The sequence below is a fragment of the Rhizobium changzhiense genome, assembly GCF_013087625.1.
GTDB lineage: Bacteria > Pseudomonadota > Alphaproteobacteria > Rhizobiales > Rhizobiaceae > Rhizobium > Rhizobium sophorae.
The window spans coordinates 61929-83123 of record NZ_JABFCQ010000008.1; the positions used below are offsets into that span (position 1 = coordinate 61929).

Genomic DNA, 21195 nt, shown 5'->3' on the forward strand with positions numbered 1-21195 from the left:
ATTCTATTGGAGTCAAGAGGGAATTGCACATGAATGACAGCCGCCCGATCCGGGCCAAGAGCGGCACCAATCACGAAGGCACCAGCGCGCATAACCGGCGCGTGATGATCGACGCCCTGAGGATCAACGGTGCGCTTTCACGCGCCGATCTGGCACGGGCGACGCGGCTGACCAAGCAGACGGTGTCCAATATCATCGAGGAACTCGAGCGCGACGGTCTCGTCAGTTCGCAAGAGGCGGTGAGGAGGGGCAGGGGCCAGCCCTCGACGCCCTACGGCCTAGTGCCCGAAGGCGCCTTTGCGATCGGCCTGCAGATCGACCGGCATGTGACGCGGGCGGTCGCCGTTAATCTCGTCGGCAGAGTTCTCGTGCGTGATGAGGCCGGTCTGCCGCCCGGAGGTCCGTCGGACGGGACGAAGGTCATCCTCGATCTCGTCGCCGGCATACGCTCAAAGCTTGCCGGGATCGTTGAGCAATCGGAAAAGCGGCTGGTCGGCCTCGGCGCCGCCATGCCAGGGCCCTTCGGGGTCGCTGGCAGCGGCGACGATCCTTGGATGATGGAGGCCTGGCAGAAATTTCCGTTGTTGGAAACGCTGACCGCCGGCACCGGGCTCGATGTCGGCCTGCAGAACGATGCGGCGGCGGCGGCGACCGCCGAGCGCATGGTGGGAGCTGCCCACGGCCTCGACCACGCCGTCTGCCTCTTCGTCGGCTATGGCATCGGCGCCGGCCTCATTCTGAACGGTGAGCTCTACCGCGGCACCAACGGCAATGCCGGCGAGATCGGCATGGCGCTGCTGTTTGCCGACGGCAAATCGACGCCGCTCGAACATCGCGCCTCGCTCGCCTCGCTCTATCAGCATCTGTCGGTCGATCCCGCCGAGCCCGGCCTTTATGCACGGATCAATGACCTTGCCTTGAGGGGCGATCAAAGCATCGACGCCTGGGTCGAAGCAGCGGCAGTGGACCTGCGCTGGAGCATCCATCTCATCGAGACGCTGTTCGATCCGCAGACGGTGATCCTCTGCGGCAGCGCGCCGGAAGCGCTGGTGCACAGGTTGATTGCGGCAATCGGCCCGTTGCTGCCTTCGATCGCTGAACGTCGTGGCCGGACGCTGCCGCGCCTGCAGCCCGGCATGGCCGATCCCTGGTCTGTGGCGCTCGGGGCTGCCGCGGGACCGATCAGCCGTGCATTCGATCCGCGTTTTGCGGCGATCCTGAAGGATTCCCTTCAATCCTGAGGCCTGAACCCTGGGGTTGCACAGCAGTGCAATGGCAAAAACGCGGGTGTTTTTACAAGTTTCGTTGGGCCGGAGCAGCCGAATAAAGGCGCTCTGTCATAATATAGATAAATATTAAATATGCTCTAAAATTCCATTGTTTCGAATATAGCTGTAATTTATTGACAATATGCTGAAGCAAATTTAGAAAATTCTCTAAATATTTCTCCGGGATTTGCGAATAACGGCTACGTGAAGGTTTTATGACATCTGTATTTTGGTTGTTTCATGTCATGTAATATTCATTGGCCGTGGCAATTTGAACCAGCTAATAGGGCGTGCGCTGAAAGTGCGCGTCCCTTTTACGTTCGAGGTTCTCATGCAAGCCAAGCTTCTCGGCGCCGTTGGCGCCCTTCTCGCTACAGCGTTTCTTGCTGGTCCCGCTGCCGCCGCCGATAAGACCAAGATTGACTTCTGGTTCGGCAATTCCGGTGACATCGCCAAGCGTGTCCAGGAGCAGTGCGATCGCTTCAACCAGTCGCAGGCCGACTACGAAGTCGTCTGTACCAGCCAGGGCAGCTACGACGCGTCCCTGCAGAACACCATTGCTGCCTTCCGCGCCGGCAAGCAGCCGACCATCGCCCAGGTCTCCGACGCCGGCACCCTCGACATCATGCTCTCCGGCGCCTACTACCCGGCCAACAAGCTGATGACCGACATGGGCTACAATGTCGACTGGAAGGACTACTTCTCCGGTATCTCCGGCTACTACGCGACATCGAAGGGCGAGATGTACTCCTTCCCCTTCAACTCCTCGACCGCTCTTCTCTACTGGAACAAGGACGCCTTCGCCAAGATTGGCAAGGATCATGCTCCGGCGACCTGGAAAGAAGCAGGCGAGGACCTCAAGGCTCTGAAGGATGCAGGCTATGCTTGCCCGCTCGGCTTTGACATCTCCAACAACGAAGTCTGGCAGTACATCGAGCAGTTCGAAGCCGTGAACGGCGAAGCGATCGCCACGAAGAAGAACGGCTTTGAAGGTCTCGACGCCGAGCTGGTGTTCAACAAGAACCCGCTTCTCGTCAGCTACGTCAAGGACCTCAAGTCCTGGTACGACAGCAAGCTGGCCGTCATCAAGAACAAGGCTGTCGGTCAGACCTTCGTCGAAGCCTTTGCCGCTGGCGATTGCCAGGTCATCCTGACCTCGGTCGGCGACCACGGCAACGTTGGCCGCACCGCCAAACAAGGCATGAACTGGGACGTTGCCATGCTCCCGACCTACGGCGATGCGACCCGGCACAGTTCTTATGTCGGCGGCGCTTCGCTCTGGGTTCTGAAGGGTCATTCCGACGCTGAATACAAGGCTGCCGCTGCCTTCTTCAACTTCATTGCCAAGCCGGAAGAAGCGCTGACCTGGTCGACCGTTACCGGCTACATTCCGGTTCGTAACTCCGGCTTCGAATATCTGAAGAAGCAGGGCTTTTACGACAAGGCGCCTTACGCCGGCCGCGAACTCGCCATTCAGAGCCTGACCGCATCGCCTGCTGGCGATGCTGCTCCGCAGGGCATCCGTCTCGGTGGCCTGCTGCAGGTCCGCACCGAAATCGCCAATGGTCTGCAGGCAATCTTCGTCAACAATGCCGATGTCCAGGCTTCGCTCGACAGCGCTGCCGAACGCGGCAATACGCTGCTGCGTCGCTTCCAGCAAACCTACAAGAACGTTCAGCTCCCCTGATCGGTTGATATGAGACGCACCCGGCCCGCGTTTTGCGCGCCGGGTGCGTCTTTGTAAGTCTCTCATTTGTCGCGGCTGCGAACTCGCCGCCCGCGCCTAACCACATCAGGCCGAAAACGACCACCCATGGAAAAGCGCGTCACTTTCTCCTCAACGACAATCGGGCTGCTCTTCGCATTTCCGATGCTGTTGCTGATCTTCGTCTTCTTCTATTGGCCGAGCGCGCAGGCGCTCTATTGGGCGTTCACGCTCGAGCAGCCATGGGGCGGCGGCAATGCCTGGGTTGGTTTCGACAATTTCAGACAGTTGCTCACCGATCCGATCTATTGGGACTCGATCACCCGCAGCATGATCTTCGGCTTCAGCTCGACCGCCATTGCCATGGGGCTGGCGCTGATCCTGGCGCTTTTGACGGATCGTGAACTGCGTGGTCACAAGGTCTATCGGTCGGTCTTCATCTGGCCTTACGCGATTGCCGCTCCCGCTCTCGGCCTCGCCTTCCGCTTCATCCTGGCACCGGAGGCCGGCCTTCTGTCGGTCATCAACCACGTCTGGCCCGGCCTTTGGAACCCCGCGCTCGACGGCAAAGATGCGATGATCGCGGTCGTTGTCGCCTTTTCCTGGAAATATATCGGCTATAACTTCATCTTCTTCCTCTCGGCGCTGCAAGGCATTCCGCGCTCGCTGATCGAGGCCGCCGCCATGGATGGCTCGGGGCCGATGCGCCGGATCTGGGATATCCAGCTGCCGCTGCTGACGCCGACGCTGTTCTTCCTGCTCGTCATCAACATCACCGAGAGCTTCCAGGATTCCTTCGGTATCGTCGACGTCATGACGCAGGGCGGCCCGGCGCGCGCCACCGAGCTCATGGTCTATAAGATCTATTTCGACGGCTTCAGGGGTCTCGATTATTCGGGCGCTGCAGCGCAGTCCATCATCCTGATGGTGCTCGTTGTCCTTCTCACAATCTTCCAGTTCCGCTTCATCGAGCGGCGCGTGCACTACAAGTGAGGTCGCGGACATGATCGAACGCACGCCGATATTCAACTTCATCTGCTATAGCCTTCTCGCGCTTGGCATGGTGATCGCGCTTCTGCCTTTCGCCATCGTCATCATCGCGTCGACCCTCGATCTGGAGACGGTCAATCGCGTGCCGCTGCCGCTGATGCCGGGCTCGCATTTCTGGGAAAACGCTGAGACCGCCTGGGTTCGCGCCGATCTCGGCAACAAGCTGTTCCACAGCATCATCTTTGCCGCAACCGTCGGCGCCGGCAAGGTCATGCTGTCTTCCATGGCAGCCTTCTCGATCGTCTACTTCCGCTTCCGCGGCCGCTATGTGATTTTCTGGATCATCTTCATCACGCTGATGCTGCCGCTGGAAGTCCGTATCGTACCGACCTATTCGATTGCGGCGAACGCGTTGCAGCCGTTCCAGACGATCCTCGATGTCACCGGCATAAGCTGGCTCGTCGCACAGATCACCGGCATCCAGATCAAGCTCGAATGGGGCCTGCTGAATTCCTATCCCGGCCTCGTTCTGCCGCTGGTCGCGACCGCGACCGGCACCTTCCTTTACCGGCAGTTCTACCTGACGGTTCCCGACGAGCTGGCCGAGGCCTCGAAGATGGACGGATCGGGTCCGGTCCGGTTCTTCTGGGACATTCTGCTGCCGCTTTCGCGGCCGAACATGATCGCACTCTTCACGATCATGTTCGTCTGGGCCTGGAACCAGTATCTCTGGCCGCTGCTGATCACTACCGATCCGAATTTCGGCATCGCCGTGACGCAGCTCAAGACCCTCATCCCGTCCGAATTCGGCCTGCCCGACTGGAACGTCGCCATGGCCGGAACCCTGATCATCATGTCGCCGCCATTGATCCTCGTCATTCTGATGCAGCGCTGGTTCGTACGCGGCCTTATCTCCACCGAGAAGTGAAGGAGTACTCCCCTTGGCACCGATCTCCATTCGTGGCGTGAAGAAAAACTACGGCAAGACCCCCGTCGTTCACGGCGTCGATCTCGACATCCTGTCGGGCGAGTTCATCGTCATCCTCGGGCCGTCCGGCTGCGGCAAGTCCACGCTGCTTCGCATGATCGCCGGTCTCGAGGAGATCAGCGGCGGTGAAATCTCCATCGACGGCCGCGTCGTCAACCAGCTGGAGCCGCGCGAGCGCGGCTGTGCCATGGTGTTCCAGAACTATGCGCTTTATCCGCATATGAGCGTTGCCGAGAATATCGGCTACGCCTTGAAGGTGGCCGGTGTTTCGAAGGCAGAGCGGAGCCGGCGCATCGGGGAGGTCGCCAGGGCGCTCAGCCTCGAACCGTTCCTCGAGCGCCGGCCCGCCGCTCTTTCCGGCGGTCAGCGCCAGCGCGTCGCCATGGGCCGCGCGATGATCCGCGAGCCGAAGGTGTTCCTCTTCGACGAGCCGCTATCGAACCTCGACGCCAAGCTGCGTATCGCCATGCGCGCCGAAATCCGCCGCCTGCACCGCCGTCTCGGCACCACTTCGATCTTCGTCACGCATGACCAGACCGAGGCGATGACGCTGGCCGACCGGCTGGTGGTGATGAACGGCGGCAGGGTGGAGCAGGTCGGCACGCCGGAAGAGGTCTATCATCATCCGGTCTCGCGCTTCGTCGCGGGCTTCGTCGGCACGCCGGCGATGAACCTGCTCGAAGGCACGATCAATGACGAGGGTGTCTTCGTCTACGATCAAAGCCGCAGGGTCGCGCTGCCGCGGGAGCGCGCCGCGCCGCTGAAAGGCAAACGCGTCGTGCTCGGCATGCGCGCCGAAGCCGCCAGATTGGTGGCCCCGGATGCGCCGGGCGCCCTTTTCGCAACGGCCGATTTCATCGAAGAGCTTGGCGCAAGCCGCGTCGTCCACGCCGATTTCGATGGGCTGCCCTTTGCCGTGGCGCTGACTGAGGCCGTGAAGGTGAAGTCGGGCGATCCGATCGGCATCGCGATCGATTACGACCAGATCCACCTCTATGCCGCCGATACCGGCCGGATCATAGAGAAGCCGGCCATGACCGGCGCCGGCGCCGTTCACGCCTGACGGGCGTGAGGGGTCAGCGATGGATCGGATCGATCCAGGGAACGTCTTCCGGCTTTTCCACAGGCTCGATATCGAGATTGACGACGACAGGCTCCTGGCCTGAGCGGACGAGAACGCATTCCAGCGTTTCGTCGCGGCTGGCGTTGATCTCCTGATGCGGCACATAGGGCGGAACGTAGATGAAGTCGCCGGGGCCAGCTTCGGCGGTGTATTCCAGATGCTCGCCCCAGCGCATGCGGGCTTTGCCCTTGACCACGTAGATGATGCTTTCGAGATCGCCATGGTGATGGGCGCCGGTCTTGGCGTTGGGATGGATCGTCACCGTGCCGGCCCAGATCTTCTCGGCGCCGGCGCGCGCGTTGTTAATCGCGGTTGCGCGGTTCATGCCTGGTGTCTGCGCAGTGTTCGGATCGAGCGAATTGCCGGGAATGACCTTGACGCCAAGTTCGCGCCAATCGACGTGATGATGCTCGCGGTCGTCGCTCATGTCTTGCCTCCGCCTTCGATTTGGTCAGTCTAGGCGGGAGCCGCATGGCGGCCAAGCGGATTTCCCTTCATGCATCTGAAAGAGCGCCCGATGAGCCACCTCCCGCAGATCGACTACGACAGTGCTTCCGAAGAGATCCGTGCGGCGCATGACGAGGAAATCAGGCTGCGTGGGCGCATGACCAACATGAAGCGCACGCTCTTACATTCGCCTGTCTCCCATCGCATCTATGCCGAGTGGTTCACGCTGCGGGCAGAGCTCGATCCCGTCATCAGCGACCGGGAGATCTGGATTTTCTCGCATGCCATCTCGAAGGCAGCGAAATCGAAGATCGCCATCACCTTCTTTCGCCGGGCGCTGATCAACAAGGGCTTCGATCCCGATGCGCTGGAGCTTTCCGAGACGGAAGCGCTGCTCGAGGCCTTCGGCAGGGCGATCGCCGCCGATTCCAACGCTGTTCCCGTCGAACTCTGGGCAATGCTGAAAGATCGCTACGAGACCAAGGTGCTCGTCGATCTCGTCGCCTTTGCCGGCATCATGCTGGCCACCGCCGTCTTCAACAATGTCGTCGAGGTCGACTTCGACCCCGAGCTTGAAGCCTTTGCCGAAGGTGCCAGTTCATCCGCATCCTGAAATTTCAGCTATCGAGCGGCAGGATCAGCACATCGCGCGGCGGCACCTCGATGCCACTATTGCCGATATGGTCGATCGGCCAGACTGCCTGGCTTTGCGCAAGCGCTCCTTCGGATAGCGTCACCTCGGTCTTCTGCGCCGTTCTCGTCGGATTGACGAGCCAGAGGAAGCTGCCATTTTCTCCCTTGTGGATACGGGCGAAGAGGGCGGCATTCGACAACGTTACGTGACGCTTCTTCCCGCTCCATCTCAATAGCTCAGCGAAGAAAGCGCCGTTCGCCTTCCCCTGTGCGCGGTAATAGGCAACGGAGGGGTTGGTGCCGATCAGCAGCGTGCGGCCCTTGCCATAGGCGTTTTCGACCACGGCAAGACGACCGTCGGTGAAGTGGCCGCGTCCCGTTCCGCCGGTCAGCCGATAAGACTGGAGGAAGCCGCCACCGTCGACCGCCGCGCCGTCGAGAGCGAAATGGATGCGGTCGCCGATATCGGGCATGAATTCGACTTCCTCCTCGCGCGCGCCGAAGACCTCGTCGAGGCCCATGTTCGGCTGCACGGTGCCGACATGGCCACGGTCGCCGAAATAGCCGGGGCATGCCTCGGCAATCAGCGTGCCGCCGTTTTCGACCCAGGCTTTCAGGTATTTCGCCTGCTCTGATGTGAACATGATCGGATAGGGGAAATAAAGGAAATCATAGGCTGCGATATCGTCGATATGCACCCAGTCAGGCTGCACGCCATTTTCGAGGAAGGCCCGATAGGCCCCCCACATGGCTTCGGGATAGGGTTTCTCCTTGCGGTCGTGGTTCAGGAGGTAATCGAATTCCTGAGTTTCGCGAACGACGAGGATGCCGACTTCGCCGCGCACCGGCTTTGCCTCCCAGAGGGGAGACTGTGCCGTGTCGTTGGCCCATTTCGCCATGGCGCTTGCCATGTCGGAGCGCGGCGTGCGCGAGCCGTCCATGCCGTAGGAGCCGAAGGCGCCGAAGAGTGGACCATCGAGCAGCGGGCGCCAGCGCAGATTGATCACGCCGCGGGCGCCGCCGGCAAGTGAGGTCATGCTCCAGAGACGGATATCCTCGGGCTCGGCGACGCGGCCATCTTCCTTGTCGCGGCCGATCACCTGCGGCTGCAGCCAGAGCGGGCCGCCCTGGCGTTCGGCATGCCAGAAGGGCTTGCCGCGGGCGGCGGCGCGGTTGATGTCGACGCCGTACCAGTTCTTCCAGGCTTCCGACCCCTTGCGGGCCTGGATCCAGGTGAAGCCGTAAACCTCGACCTTGGAGGCGGCGAGCCAGTCGTCGCAGCCGTTGGCCGCCATGTTGGGAATTGCGCCGGATATGCCGTGGGCAACGATGGTGTTCTTCTGGTCGACGGCGCGGATCGTGTCGATGCGCCATTGCATCTGGTCATAGAAATTGTCGCGTTTGAACTGCAGCCAGTCGATGCATTCGGGATAGGGTGCCATATGCACCGGCGGCTCGATATCCTCCCATTCGGCATAGCTGTAGCGGTACCAGGCCTTGGCCAGGACCTTCAGGCTGCCGTATTTCTCTTCCAGCCATTTGCGAAAGGCGGCCTTGGCATAAGGGCTGTAATCGACATCGGCGGAATAGTTGCACTCGTTCCAGACGTCGTAGCCATAGATCGCCGGATGATCCTTGTAGCGGGTGGCGAGCGCGATCAGGAACTTCCCCGCTGCTTCCTTCACTTCGGGGCAGTTCAGCGTCAGGGCGCCGGCGCCGCCACCATTGTTGGAAAAGCCGCCGGTTGCCGACGACACGCCCATATAGGAGCCGAGTTTGGTGCCGTCGGCATTGACCTGCAATGCATGAGCGTATTTGCGCACCGCCCAGTCGGGCACGGCATGGATCAACTCGGCGATAACGGTCTTGATGCCGTTTGCGGCGGCAAGGTCCATCTGACGGTCATATTCCTCCCAGTCGTAGACGCCGGGGGCGGTTTCGATCGCGCTCCACATGAACCAGTGGCGGAAGATGTTGAGGCCGTCTTGCCCAGCGGTCACGTAGTCGCGCTCCCAATCCTCGCGGGGCGGATTCGACTTGCGGAAATAGACGGCGCCGTAGGGCAGTTGGATATCTTTGTTGAGCATTGTCCTGTCCTTCTCTATCGATGTCCGGACATGGCTTCGCCGTCCGGAAAGAAGGATCCGGCAGTCGGCAATCGAAGATGTCGTCCGGCTATTCTAAAAAGCGTTGATCTAGCGGGGTCCTCCGGCGAGGAGTTCCAGGGTGCGGATGATGGCGGAATGGTCGCGTTCGCCGTCGCCATTGGCGATCGCGGCATTCATCAGTTGTTGCGTGGCGGCCGTGTTCGGCAACGACAGATCGAGCGCGCGGGCGGCATCGACGGCAAGCGTCATGTCTTTGCGGTGCAGGCGGATGCGGAAGCCGGGCTCGAAGGTCTCCTTGACCATCCGCTCGCCATGCACTTCGAGGATGCGCGAAGCGGCAAAGCCGCCCATCAGCGCAGAGCGCACCTTGGCCGGATCAGCACCGGCCTTCCTGGCAAAGAGCAGCGCTTCGGCAACCGCCTCGATCGTCAGACCGACGATAATCTGGTTGGCGACTTTCGCCGTCTGGCCGTCGCCGCTACCGCCGACATGGGTGATGTTCTTGCCCATCTTTTCGAAAAGCGACCTGGCGCGTTCGAAAATCTGCTCCTTGCCGCCGACCATGATCGTCAGCGAGGCTGCCTTGGCGCCGACCTCACCACCGGAAACGGGAGCATCGAGATAATCGCAACCGAGCGCCTCGATGCGCTTGGCGAAGGTCTTCGTCGCCACCGGCGAGATCGAGCTCATGTCGATGACGAGCTTGCCCTGGGAAAGGCCGGAGGCGACGCCGTCTTCACCGAAGAGAACCGCCTCGACGTCTGGTGTATCCGGTAGCATCAGGATGACGATGTCGGAGGCTTGCGCCACCGTCCTGGCGCTGGCGGCAGCTTTGCCGCCCTTGTCGACAAGATGCTGCGAGGCTTCCTTGACGCGGTTCAGATGCAGCGTGTGGCCGGCGTCGATCAGGTGTTCCGCCATCGGGCGGCCCATGACGCCCAGTCCGATAAATCCAATGTTCATGCTGCTCTCGCTGACTTCAGATAGGGTTTCATCCAGCCAAGGCCCTCGCTGGTGCCGGATGTCGGCTTGTATTCGCAGCCGACCCAGCCGTCGTAGCCGAGACGGTCGAGTTCGGAGAGGATGAAGCCGTAGTTGATCTCGCCGGTGCCAGGTTCGCCCCGGCCGGGATTGTCGGCGATCTGCACATGGGCGATCTTCTCCTTCAGCCTTGTGAAGGTCGGGATCAGGTCGCCCTGCATGATCTGCATGTGGTAGAAATCATACTGGATATAGAGATTGTCGGAGCCGACCCGGTCGAGAATGCGCTCGGCATGAGCGGTCGTCGACAGGAAGAAACCTGGAATATCGCGCAGATTGATCGGCTCGATCAAAAGCCTGACGCCGGCGTCGGCGCAGCGCTTTGCTGCATATTTCAGATTGTCGACCAGCACATTTTCCAGCGTCTCCAGGTTGGCACCTCCAGGCACGAGGCCGGAAATGACATTCACCTGCCGACAATGGAGCGCCTTGGCATAATCGAGCGCCTGCGCGACCCCGTTGCGGAACTCCTCTACGCGGTCCGGCAGGCAGGCAATGCCGCGCTCGCCGCCGGCCCAGTCGCCGGACGGCACGTTGAAGAGCGCCTGTTTCAGGCCGCTCGCCTTCAGCGCCTCGGCGACCTTCTCCTTCGGTTCGGCATAGGGGCCGAGATATTCGAGGGCGCCGAAGCCGTCCTTTGCGGCTGCCGTGAAGCGGTCGAGAAAGGGCAGGTCCTGGTAGAGGAAGGAAAGGTTGGCGGAAAATTTCGGCACGGGATCGTCCTTAGATAGTGGCAGGCGCAACGAAACGATGCCGGTGCAGCATGCGCTTGTCGCGAGGGTCGGGATTGGGAACAGCGGAGATGAGGCTCTTGGTATAGGCCTCTTCGGGAGCGGTGCAGATCTGTTCTGCCTCACCCAGTTCGACGATTTTGCCGCGATGCATGACGGCGACGCGATCGCAGAAATAACGGACGACCGAAATGTCGTGCGAGATGAAGATGAAGCTCAGGTTCAGCCGCTGGCGGATATCGAGCAGCAGGTCGAGGATCTGGCTGCGGATCGAGACGTCGAGTGCCGACGTTGCCTCGTCGGCGATGATGATGCGCGGATCGAGCGCAAGCGCGCGGGCGATGCCGATGCGCTGGCGCTGGCCGCCGGAGAAGGCATGCGGGTAGCGCTCCATGCCCATCGGATCGAGGCCGACGAGGCGCATCAGTTCGGCGACGCGGTCCTCCAGTGCCTTGCCCTTGGCGAGCCCGTTGACGATCAGCGGATCGCCGATCACCTCCTTGACGGTCATGCGCGGATTGAGCGAGGCGAACGGATCCTGGAAAACCAGGCGGACTTCACGGTGGAAAGTGCGGAGTTCGCGCTTGGTGAGTTTCGTGACGTCGATCTCGCCGCCGTCCCTGCCGCGATAGGTGATGCTGCCCGATGTCGGCTCGACGGTGCGCAGGATCAGGCGGCCGAGCGTCGTCTTGCCGGAGCCGCTTTCGCCGACGATGCCGAGGTTTTCGCCGGGATAGAGATCGAAGCTGGCGTCGTCGACGGCGCGCAGCGTATTGGCCTTGCCGTGCCAGCCGTAGATCTTGCCGAGATTGCGGACGGACAGGATTGGTTGCGGCGCCTCCGGCGACAGCGCCGCGGCGGGCAGCCTGCCTTCGACATGGTGGGTCAGCTTGACCGTCGAGGCGAGCAGTTGGCGGGTATAAGGATGCTCGGCGGCATGGTAGATCGCATCCACCGGGCCGCGCTCGACGATGCGGCCGAAGCGCATGACGGCGACATCATCGGCCACTTCGGCGACGATCCCCATGTCATGGGTGATGAGCAGCATGGCCATGCCGCGCTCGACCTGCAGGCGTTTGATCAGGTCGAGGATCTCGGCCTGGGTGGTGACGTCGAGCGCCGTCGTCGGTTCGTCGGCGATGAGAATATCGGGATTGCCGGCAAGCGCCATGGCGATCATGGCGCGTTGGCGCATGCCGCCGGAGAATTCGAACGTATAGCGGTCGGCCATCTTGTCCGGGTTCGGAATTTCGACCTGGCGTAGCAGTTCGACGGTCCTTTCGCGGGCGGCGCGATGATCGAGATTGCTGTGCAGGCGCACCGCCTCGATGATCTGCGAGCCGATGGTGTGGACCGGCGACAGCGAACTCATCGGCTCCTGGAAGATCAGGCCGATGCGGCGGCCGCGGATGGCGCGCATTGCCCGATCCGACGGTTTCAAGGCGGCGATATCGGTGATCCCGTCGCCATTGTTGAGCAGGATGCGGCCGGAAACGATGCTGCCGGGGCTGTCGACGATCTGCAGCAGCGAGCGGGCGGTGACGCTTTTGCCGGAGCCGCTTTCGCCGACGAGGCAGAGCGTCTCACCGCGCTTCAGCTCGAAGCTGACATTTTCGACGGCGTGCAGGATGTGGGTGCGCAGCCTGAAATCGATCGAGAGGTTTTCGACGGAGAGAACGACGTCGTCTGAAAGATCGGTCATGGTTTCCTCCTCAATTGTCATAGGGGTCGGCGGCATCGCGCAGGCCGTCGCCGAAGAAATTGAAGGACAGGACGGCGACGACGACTGCGAGTGACGGCCAGATCAGCAGCCACGGCGCAGTGGCGACGGTGCGGATGTTCTGGGCGTCTTGCAGCAGTACCCCCCAACTGACGACCGGCGGCTTGAGGCCGATGCCGAGGAAGGACAGCGAGGTCTCGGCGACGATCATGGTCGGCACGGCCAGTGTAACGACCGCAAGGATATGGCTCGTCAGCGAGGGCAGGATATGGCGGAAGATCAGCCGCGTCTCGCTCGATCCGTCGAGCCGCGCGGCAACGACGAAATCCTCGCTGCGCAGCGCCAGGAACCGGCCGCGCACCTCTCGCGCCAGGCTGGTCCAGCCGAGCAGCGAGACGATGATCGTGATGACGAAATAGACATTGACCGGCGACCATGTCAGCGGGATCGCCGCTGCCAGGCCGAGCCATAGCGGGATGGTCGGCATGGCGCTGACGACCTCGATGACGCGCTGGATGAGCGTATCGACCCAGCCGCCGTAGAAGCCGGAGATCGAGCCGAGCACGACACCCAGGATCAGCGACATGGCGACGCCGACGAGGCCGATCGACATGGATACGCGCGTGCCGTAGACGAGGCGCGAGAAGACGTCGCGGCCGAGCCGGTCGGCACCGAGCAGATACATCGGGTCGTTCTGGTTGAGGGGGCCGATCAGGTGGCGGTTCATCGGGATCAGGCCCCAGAGGTCATAGGCTGCACCTTTGACGAAGAAGCCGATCGGGACGACCTTGGTGTCGTCGACGACGAAGGTGCGGCGCAGCGCCTCCTTGTCGATCTCAACCTTGTAGCCCTTCACATGGAAATTGAATTCAGAGCTGCCGTCCGGTTTTTCGACGAAAAAGCTGAAGCCCTGTGGCGGGGCATAGGTATATTGCGGCCGCGAGGTCATCGGCAAAGCAGGCGCCAGGAATTCGGCGAAGAGGCCGACCAGATAGAGGAATAGGATGATGGCGCCGGCCACCATCGCCACCTTCTGGCGGATCAGTTTGCCGGCGACCAGCCGCCAGGGGCCGATCGCGGCGGTCGAGACGGTCTTGCCCTGTTTCAGCGGGCTGATCGAGGGGCCGTCGGCGACGACGTGGAGGGGGCCGGTGTGGTTTCCGAAGGTTTCGTGCGTGCTCATCGCATTCCCCTCAATTGAACCGGATGCGCGGATCGAGCAGCGCCAGCAGCAGATCCGACAGCAGCATGCCGACGAGGGTCAGCGCGCTCAAAAGCAGGATGAAACTGCCGGCGAGATACATGTCCTGCGAGATCAGCGCGCGGAAAAGCAGCGGGCCGGCCGTCGGAAGGTTCAGCACGATGGCGGTGATCGTCACGCCGGAGACGAGATGCGGCAGCACCCAGCCGATCGCCGAGACGAAGGGATTGAGCGCGATTCTGACCGGATATTTGAGGATCACCTTGTATTCCGGCAGTCCCTTGGCGCGGGCGGTGACGACATAGGGCTTGTGCAGTTCGTCGGTCAGGTTGGCGCGCAAGATGCGGATCATCGCTGCCGTTCCGGATGCGCCGATGATGATGATCGGGATCCAGAGATGGGCGAGGAAATCGCCGACCTTGGCGAGGCTCCAGGGCGCCTCGGCATATTCCGGCGAGATCAGTCCGCCGACGCTCTGGCCGAGATATTTATAGGCGATGTACATCAGCGTCAGCGCCAGGATGAAGTTCGGCACCGCAAGGCCGATGAAGCCGAGAAATGTGAAGACATGATCGCCGACGGAGTGGCGGCGGACAGCGGAATAGATGCCGATCGGCAAAGCCACGATCCAGACGAAGAGCAGGCTCAAGAGCGAGATCACCAGCGTCGAGCCCATGCGGCCCCAGATCAGCCCGGAGACGGGCTGGCCCCATTCGAAGGAGTAGCCGAAGTCGCCGCGGCTGACGATGCCCCAGATCCATTTCAGATATTGGATATAGAAGGGGTCGTCGAAGCCGTAGATTTCCTTCAGCCGCTCGATCTGCGCGGGATCGACGGTCTGGCCGCTGTCGCTCATGGTGGCGATCATCGACGTCAGATAGTCACCCGGCGGCAGCTGGATGATCAGGAACGAGATCAGCGACATGCCAAACAAGGTCGGGATCATGTAGAGCACGCGCTTGAAGATATAGCCAAGCATTGAAACGTTTCTCCTCCCGTCGGGAACGCCGTGACGCGCTTCCCCCGGATCTTCACCCGCCTTCGGCCCTCCAGGCCGAAAGCGCTCCTCCGTCGCGTGTCATCTCATTTCCAGGTGAGATGCAGGACCTCCAGCCGATCGATAGCTGGCACCTCCACCTGCGCGCGGCCATTCCCGAAGCTGAAGCTTGCGGCGCGATCGGCAACAACGAGCCAAGCCTTCGCCACCGATCGGCCCTCCGGAATCTCCACCGAAACGGTCTGCGCTGCCAGAGGGTAATTGTCGCGAATCGGGCCTTTCATCATCATCGGATTGGTGAGGTTGAAAAGGCTGAGCGCCAGGCCCTCATCGTTTTCGCGCAACGCCAGATCGACGACGCCCTTGCCCTTGACGGTGACGCGCGGCGTCTTGCCGAGTGCCCAATGGACGGCGTTGGCGATGAGACGGGCGTGGTCGACCGCAAAGACCTCCCAGAAGATCTCGCCGATGTTCCAGGGAATATAGACCGTGCGGCCACCCTTGCCAGTCTCGCGGGCGATGACGGCAGCACCTTTCGGGTCTTCACGCGGATAGACTTCTTCCATCGGCAGATCGGGAAAGTCGGGTACGTAGAGGAAGGGAGTCTTTGCATCGGCCGACGGCTCGGCGTGGATCAGGCGGGTGCCGCCCATGATGCGTTCGGCGCCGTCGAAACCCCGATTGATCGGGTGATCGCCGGAAAGGGCCACATAGGTGTTCTTGACGATGCCGCGCGGGCCGGAGACGTATCTGGCGCCGAGCACGTCGGCCAGACCGAATTCGTCACGCGTCTTGCCGAATTCATCGCGCAGCGATGTCTCGTAAGAGGCAATCACACTGCCGCCGCGATCGACATAGGCGCGGATCGCCGCGTTCTGCGCATCCGAAAGGCAGGAGGCGTTGGCGAGGATGATGAGCTTAAACCGATCGAGGCTCTCTTCGGTCAGCACTTGGTCCGAAAGCAGCTCGAAGGGCAGGCGGGCTTCAACGAGGGCGTGGTAGAGACCGAGATCGTGCTTCTCTGCGGAATGCCGTTCTTCCGGCGCCCAGTGGCGCAGCGTCGTCGAGGGATCGATGACGGCGATTTCGGCGGTCGGCTTCATACTTTCCAGCACTGGCTCGACGGCTGCCTGCAGGCCGAAGGCGTCGGCCACCGGCTCGACCCAGCGTTTGTCGGGCACGACACCGTTGAACTTAGTGAACCAAGCGTAGAGGCCGTGGGCGGTGCCGTCATTGATCCAGAGCTGCATTTCCTCGCCCGAGGTGACGGCGTCCTTCCAGCGATATTCCTCCTCCGGGCCGATCGAGGTGATCAGCACGACCGGGCGGTCGGGGAAGGTGGCGCGGATGCGCTTGCCGTTGCGTCCGGCCGACCAGCCGAGCTCGAGGCCCTTGCGGCCCTGATGGTCGACGACGAGGAAGGGGCAATGCCTGGCGATGACCGAGAGGTCGAATTCCATCAGCGACGCGCCGCCCATGTTCGGGATGAAGCTCGCATGCGGGCGGATCGCTTTGACGGCGTCGTCCCACTGCGCGATCATGTCGGTCAGCACGCGGCGGCGCCATTGCACCCAGGCCTGCCAGGCGGGATCCTCGGCGTCGGGTTTTACAGGCAGGGCGTGGCCGGACATGTCCTTGAAGCGGCGGGCGCTTTCTTCGCTATAATCGACGCCGTGGCCCTGCCAGCGATTGGCGAAAACCGCATCGATATCGTACTTGCGGACGATCTCCTTGACCACCTCAGGCATGAAGACGGTGTTGTAGTCGCCATAGGCATTCGTCACCCAGACATCGGGATAGGCCCAGTGGCGGCGCGGCGTGTCGTCGGCATTGATCATCACCCATTCGGGATGGGCTTTGGCAGCATCGTCATGGATCGCATGCGGGTCGACGCGGGCCATGACATGCATGTCGAGTTTGCGGGCGGCATCGACGAGCGCACCGAAGATATCCTTGTCGCCGAGATATTTGCTCACATAGTGGTAGGGCACTTCGCTCGGATAATAGGCAATGTAGCCGCCGGCACTGAGGCAGACCGCGTTCGATTTTGTGCGTTTGAAGACATCAATCCAGAAGGCCGGGTCGTATTTCTCCGGGTCGTCTTCCACGAAGGTCAGCTGGGTCCAGCGGGTCGCGGTCTTGAACCAGTCCGGCGTCCTCAGGGTGTGGGTGTTCTGTTTTCTGGCATCGAGCATCGTCTTCATCCAATCATTGGCAAAAGAAGGTCCTCGGCGCCAACCGGCGGGGCCGGCGCCTAACTAGGCTCCTGGAATAAAAGTCTTCAGACCTTGTAGAACTGCTCCGGCATGGTCGGAGCAGGCGTCGGCCAGCCGAAGGAGTTCGGCATGATCTTCGTGATGTTCTTCATGCTGTTCTTGACGATGCCGTATCCATCGGGCGGCAGCGAGATGCCGAAGACATAGAAATTATCGGCGGCGCCTTGCAGGATCTGCTTCATGACCTCGCGCTGGCCTGATGCGTCGGAGGTCGCCTTCAGCTTGTCGTAGAGCGCAAGCTGGTTCTTCGTGCTTTCCGGCGGTTCTTCGGCATTGGCATTGGCGCGGTCGCGATACCAGAGTTGCCAGGCCGGGGCATACATGGCGTTGGCATCGGTCGGCACGTAGTAGCGCGGGTCGAGCATGGCGGCGACACCGCCGTTTGCGCCGAACTGGTGGGCGGTCGCATCGAAATCACGGCCCTGGCGGACGCGCGTCTCCCAGAGCGAACGGTCCATCGAGCGCATCTGTGCATCGATGCCGACCGCCTGGAACATCGGGATCACCAGCTGGAAGAGATCGAGGAAGACGGCGCGCGCCTGGTCGATCTCAAAGATGATCGTCAGGCGGCGGCCCTTTTCGTCGAGGCGGAAGTTCTGGTCGTCGCGCTTCGGCACGATCTGGTCGAGCATGGCATTCGCCTTGTCGACGTCATAGGCCGTGAACTGCGTGGCGAGCTGCTCGTTGTAAAGCGGGTCTTCCTTCTTGATCGACGGCTGGGCAGGCGCCCCCTGACCGACGAGCACCGCATCGATCAGCGACTGCCGGTCGAGCGCGGTCGAGAGCGCCGCACGGAAATCCTTGTTCCGGAAGAGCTTCCGCTTGGTCTCGTCATTGTGGTTCAGGTTGAAGATGAAATTCATCACATTAGCTTCGGTCGAGGTCAGTGTGTAGAAATCATAGCCGCCCTGCTCACGCGCATCGTAGAGAACCGACTTGTTGTTCGGCGTGGCAATATACTGGTCCATCAGGTCGACTTCGCCCTGCATGGCCTTCAGCAGCAGAACCTGCGGGTCGGCGACCATCTGGTAGACGATACGGTCCATATAGGGTAGCTGGTTGCCCTCGGTATCGACCTTCCAGTAGTAGGGATTGCGCTCGGCAACGGCGCGCTCGGTGTTTTCGCCGGGCGCTATCGTGAACATCCAGGCATGCACGCAGGGCTTCTTCGAGGAGTTCAGGAAGAAGGCGTTGTCATCCTGGAAACCGGCGGCCGCCTGGAAGGAGGCGATCCAGCTTTCAAAGCCGCGTTGCTTGGCGAGTTCATCGGCCTTCGGATTGAAGTCGATGTGGAACTGCTCGAGATAATGTTTCGGTGTGCGTGTCGTCTGGTCGTTGTTTGCCCAGGCGACCTGCAGCGGGAACAGGCCGTTCGGCTTGTCGAAGGTGACCTTGAAAGTCTGCTCGTCGACGATCTCCAGCTTGGCGGGCTTGCCGCCGGACTTCCAATGATCCTGACCGACGAAGGCGACGCGTTTGTCGGTGAAAACGGTGTCGTACCAGAACTTGATGTCGGCGGTGGTATAGGGATGGCCGTCCGACCATTTCATGCCCTTGCGCAGGCGGATCGTATAGACCTTGGACTCGGCGTCGCCCTCAAAGGACTCGGCGACATTCAGCGTTACGCCAGACCAGTCGGGCGTATAGCGCAGCAGCGGCTCGTAGGCTTGATAGCGGAACAGCATCGACAGCGAACCGCCGCCGACGAGCGCCATGTTCCAGTCGCCGCCGTACGTGCCGACGCTTTCGACCGGTTTGACGACGAGCGGATTTTCAGGAAGCCGGTCCTTCAGGGCCGGCAGGGTGCCGCTTGACACCTTCGTTTTCAGGATATCCGCTTCCTTGAAGTCAGCGGCGAAAACCGGCAGGGCCGGCAATATCAGGGCGGCCGACGTCCCGGCCAGAAACGCACGTCGTTTCAGCTTGATCATAGGGATCTCCTCCAAAAATCCGCGCCCTTATCATTATTTTCGCTGCGGGCTGGGATGAGGGGAAGATTACATTTGGATATTGTTAGGTAAAGCGTTATGTTTCCGTTAGTGTATAAATTTGCTTTGGTGGCGCGGTTGATATAGCCAGCGTCGCATCAATCGAATGCTGAGGTGCCACGTGGGAAGCAGAGGTCGGGTTACATTGCAGACCATCGCGCGGGAGGTCGGCCTGTCGAAATATGCGGTATCGCGATCGCTTGCCGGCAAGAGCGGCGTCAGCGAAGAGACGCGCGCACTGATCCGCGAGACGGCGCAGCGCCTTGGCTATACCAAGCCCGCCGGGCAGGGTGCTGCAGGCGAGGTCGCGGTTGTCTTTCACGATCTCGATGCGGTCAACAGTGAGCTCTATATGCAGGTGCAGAACGGGGTGCAGCGCGAGGCGCATCGGCTTGGCATGACGCTGCGCGTACGCTGGACCCATGATTCCGGCCAGTTGGAGGAGCTGGCGCGCACTTGCGACGGATTGATGCTTGTCGGTCCGCATGCCCGTGAGGCCGTGGCGGCGGTGAGTGCCACCGGCGTTCCGATCGTGCGTTTCGGCTGGGTCGATGCGCTCGAACAGATCGACCATGTCGGCGGCACCGACCATGAGGCGGGGCAGGCGGTGGTGGAGTATCTGGTCGGGCTTGGCCATCGGTCCATTGTTTACGTCTATGGCATGCCGGGCCTGCGGGGACGCCAGGAACGGCACTACGGTGCCCGCGAAATCGCCGAACGTTATCCTGACGTTGCGCTTCATGTTATGCAGTTCGACGAAGAGAATGGCTTCAGCGCGGCCTTCCGAGCGCTCGTGGAAAAGGGCATCCGGCCGACGGCTTTTTTCTGCGCCCATGACGGGCTGGCCCTGACCGTGGTTTCCGAGTTGCTCGGTCAGGGATACCGCATTCCCGACGATATTTCGGTCGTCGGTTTCGGCGACTATTCGCCGGCAACGCAGATCTCGCCGGCGCTGACGACGGTGAGGATGGAGGGGCAGGAATGCGGGGCGGTCGGGCTGCGGCTCTTGCTCGAGCGCATCGAGAATCCACGCCTGCCCGGCATGCCGGCGCGGCGCATCATGATTGCCTCCCGCATTATCGAGCGCCGCTCGGCCGGACCCTGCAAGGCGGCGGCGAGGGATGCCGCCGAGGTTTAACCGCCTAGCGAAGCAATCGCGGCCTTGACCGCATCCGCGCCGGGCCTGGTCGGCCGGTATTCCAGACCGACGGCGCCGTCGTAACCGTTGGCGAAGATCCAGCCGAGGCGGCGAGCAAGCTCGATGCCGCCGGAGCCCGGTTCGTTGCGGCCGGGGTGATCGGCGACATGGACGTGGATGATACGGTCGAGACGGCCGTTCAGCACCTCCTCGGTGCGCTCGTCCATCACGGCGGAATGGTAGATGTCGTAGACGATCCCGATCTCGGGACGAGCGACGTCATCGATGATGTCCAGACCTTCGCGGGTCGAATCGAGGAAATAGCCGACATGGTCGATGCGGATGTTGAGCGGCTCGACGCCGAGGCGGACACCGCTGCCTTTGAGGATATCGGCGCCGGCTCTCAGCGTTTCGGTCAGCGCCCGGCGCTGTTCTTCGCGGGTCAAGCCTGGGAGATTGTCGCCCGCCTGGGCAATCAGCACCGGCGCGCCGAGACGCTTCGCGACACTGACGGATTCGGCAAGGCCTTTCAGCCAGGCCTGCCGGTTGGCGGCGTCGGTCAGCGCGATCATCGGCTCGGCGACGAGGCTGGAGACGGCAAGGTCGGTTTCCTTCAGCGCCGCCTCGATCGCATCCAGATCCTTGCCGGTCCAGCGCCAGAATTCGATCGCCGTCAGGCCGGCCGCATGGGCGCGGCGGATACGATCGGGAAAGCTGTCGCCCTCTTCGGCAAACAGCCATTCTATGCAGGCTGAATAACGTCGCATGAAAACTCCTCCCATCTGTTGCCGCAGGCATGCGACAGATCGGCGCCTGCCGCAAGAGGGCCTGGACGCTTGAC

17 protein-coding genes are annotated in these 21195 nt (G+C 61.7%); 7 read left to right on the top strand and 10 right to left on the bottom strand.

All coding sequences use genetic code 11. The annotated features are described in order from the left end of the window. Positions 1 to 29: 29 nt before the first annotated feature. From G9X68_RS29065 to G9X68_RS29085, 5 genes are all read left to right on the top strand, one after another. A complete protein-coding gene (locus G9X68_RS29065; RefSeq protein ID WP_171605336.1) occupies positions 30 to 1241 on the top strand; it encodes an ROK family transcriptional regulator in 1212 nt (403 codons plus the stop codon). 358 nt (positions 1242 to 1599) lie between these two features. Next, on the top strand, positions 1600 to 2955 hold the full coding sequence (locus G9X68_RS29070) for an extracellular solute-binding protein (RefSeq protein WP_171605337.1): 1356 nt from the start codon (positions 1600 to 1602) through the stop codon (positions 2953 to 2955). Positions 2956 to 3081: 126 nt separating this feature from the next. Next, on the top strand, positions 3082 to 3966 hold the full coding sequence (locus tag G9X68_RS29075) for a carbohydrate ABC transporter permease (protein WP_027663811.1): 885 nt from the start codon (positions 3082 to 3084) through the stop codon (positions 3964 to 3966). Between the two features lie 10 nt (positions 3967 to 3976). Continuing rightward, a complete protein-coding gene (locus tag G9X68_RS29080) occupies positions 3977 to 4891 on the top strand; it encodes an ABC transporter permease subunit (protein WP_129421460.1) in 915 nt (304 codons plus the stop codon). Positions 4892 to 4904: 13 nt separating this feature from the next. Beyond that, positions 4905 to 6014: a sn-glycerol-3-phosphate import ATP-binding protein UgpC gene (locus G9X68_RS29085; RefSeq protein WP_171605338.1), complete on the top strand. Its 1110-nt coding sequence runs from the start codon at positions 4905 to 4907 to the stop codon at positions 6012 to 6014. A 13-nt stretch (positions 6015 to 6027) separates the two neighbouring features. On the opposite strand, the gene G9X68_RS29090 is transcribed toward G9X68_RS29085, so the two are convergent. Then, positions 6028 to 6501 carry a cupin domain-containing protein gene (locus G9X68_RS29090; protein WP_171605339.1) on the bottom strand — a complete coding sequence of 158 codons (474 nt, stop codon included), beginning with the start codon at positions 6499 to 6501 and terminating at the stop codon, positions 6028 to 6030. A 90-nt stretch (positions 6502 to 6591) separates the two neighbouring features. Here G9X68_RS29090 and G9X68_RS29095 point away from each other — a divergent pair, with 90 nt between their 5' ends. Then, positions 6592 to 7134 (top strand): carboxymuconolactone decarboxylase family protein, encoded by a 543-nt coding sequence (locus G9X68_RS29095; protein ID WP_171605340.1) that lies wholly within the window; start codon positions 6592 to 6594, stop codon positions 7132 to 7134. 4 nt (positions 7135 to 7138) lie between these two features. On the opposite strand, the gene G9X68_RS29100 is transcribed toward G9X68_RS29095, so the two are convergent. The 8 genes from G9X68_RS29100 to G9X68_RS29135 form a co-directional block, all read right to left on the bottom strand. Next, positions 7139 to 9241, bottom strand: coding sequence for a beta-galactosidase (locus G9X68_RS29100; RefSeq protein WP_171605341.1), 2103 nt, complete (start codon positions 9239 to 9241; stop codon positions 7139 to 7141). Between the two features lie 108 nt (positions 9242 to 9349). Further along, entirely contained in the window at positions 9350 to 10261 is a 912-nt protein-coding gene (locus G9X68_RS29105) for a 2-hydroxy-3-oxopropionate reductase (RefSeq protein WP_244956267.1), read from the bottom strand. After that, positions 10222 to 11016, bottom strand: coding sequence for a 2-oxo-tetronate isomerase (gene otnI / locus G9X68_RS29110; protein WP_171605343.1), 795 nt, complete (start codon positions 11014 to 11016; stop codon positions 10222 to 10224). The genes G9X68_RS29105 and otnI overlap by 40 nt, the downstream gene beginning before the upstream one ends. Before the next feature lie 10 nt (positions 11017 to 11026). Further along, positions 11027 to 12736: an ABC transporter ATP-binding protein gene (locus G9X68_RS29115; RefSeq protein ID WP_171605344.1), complete on the bottom strand. Its 1710-nt coding sequence runs from the start codon at positions 12734 to 12736 to the stop codon at positions 11027 to 11029. Positions 12737 to 12746: 10 nt separating this feature from the next. Next, complete coding sequence (locus G9X68_RS29120; RefSeq protein ID WP_171605345.1) at positions 12747 to 13937, bottom strand: ABC transporter permease; 1191 nt, start codon at positions 13935 to 13937, stop codon at positions 12747 to 12749. Between the two features lie 10 nt (positions 13938 to 13947). Continuing rightward, positions 13948 to 14934: an ABC transporter permease gene (locus G9X68_RS29125; RefSeq protein WP_168311711.1), complete on the bottom strand. Its 987-nt coding sequence runs from the start codon at positions 14932 to 14934 to the stop codon at positions 13948 to 13950. 104 nt (positions 14935 to 15038) lie between these two features. After that, positions 15039 to 17147: an alpha-amylase family protein gene (locus G9X68_RS29130; RefSeq protein WP_171605346.1), complete on the bottom strand. Its 2109-nt coding sequence runs from the start codon at positions 17145 to 17147 to the stop codon at positions 15039 to 15041. An 86-nt stretch (positions 17148 to 17233) separates the two neighbouring features. Beyond that, complete coding sequence (locus tag G9X68_RS29135) at positions 17234 to 19159, bottom strand: ABC transporter substrate-binding protein (protein ID WP_171605347.1); 1926 nt, start codon at positions 19157 to 19159, stop codon at positions 17234 to 17236. A 178-nt stretch (positions 19160 to 19337) separates the two neighbouring features. Between G9X68_RS29135 and G9X68_RS29140 the strand changes: the two genes are divergently transcribed. Further along, positions 19338 to 20354: a substrate-binding domain-containing protein gene (locus G9X68_RS29140; protein WP_171605348.1), complete on the top strand. Its 1017-nt coding sequence runs from the start codon at positions 19338 to 19340 to the stop codon at positions 20352 to 20354. Here the strand turns inward: G9X68_RS29140 and G9X68_RS29145 are convergent. Then, complete coding sequence (locus G9X68_RS29145; RefSeq protein WP_171605349.1) at positions 20351 to 21121, bottom strand: TIM barrel protein; 771 nt, start codon at positions 21119 to 21121, stop codon at positions 20351 to 20353. The two genes, G9X68_RS29140 and G9X68_RS29145, sit on opposite strands and share 4 nt — an antisense overlap. Positions 21122 to 21195: the final 74 nt, after the last annotated feature.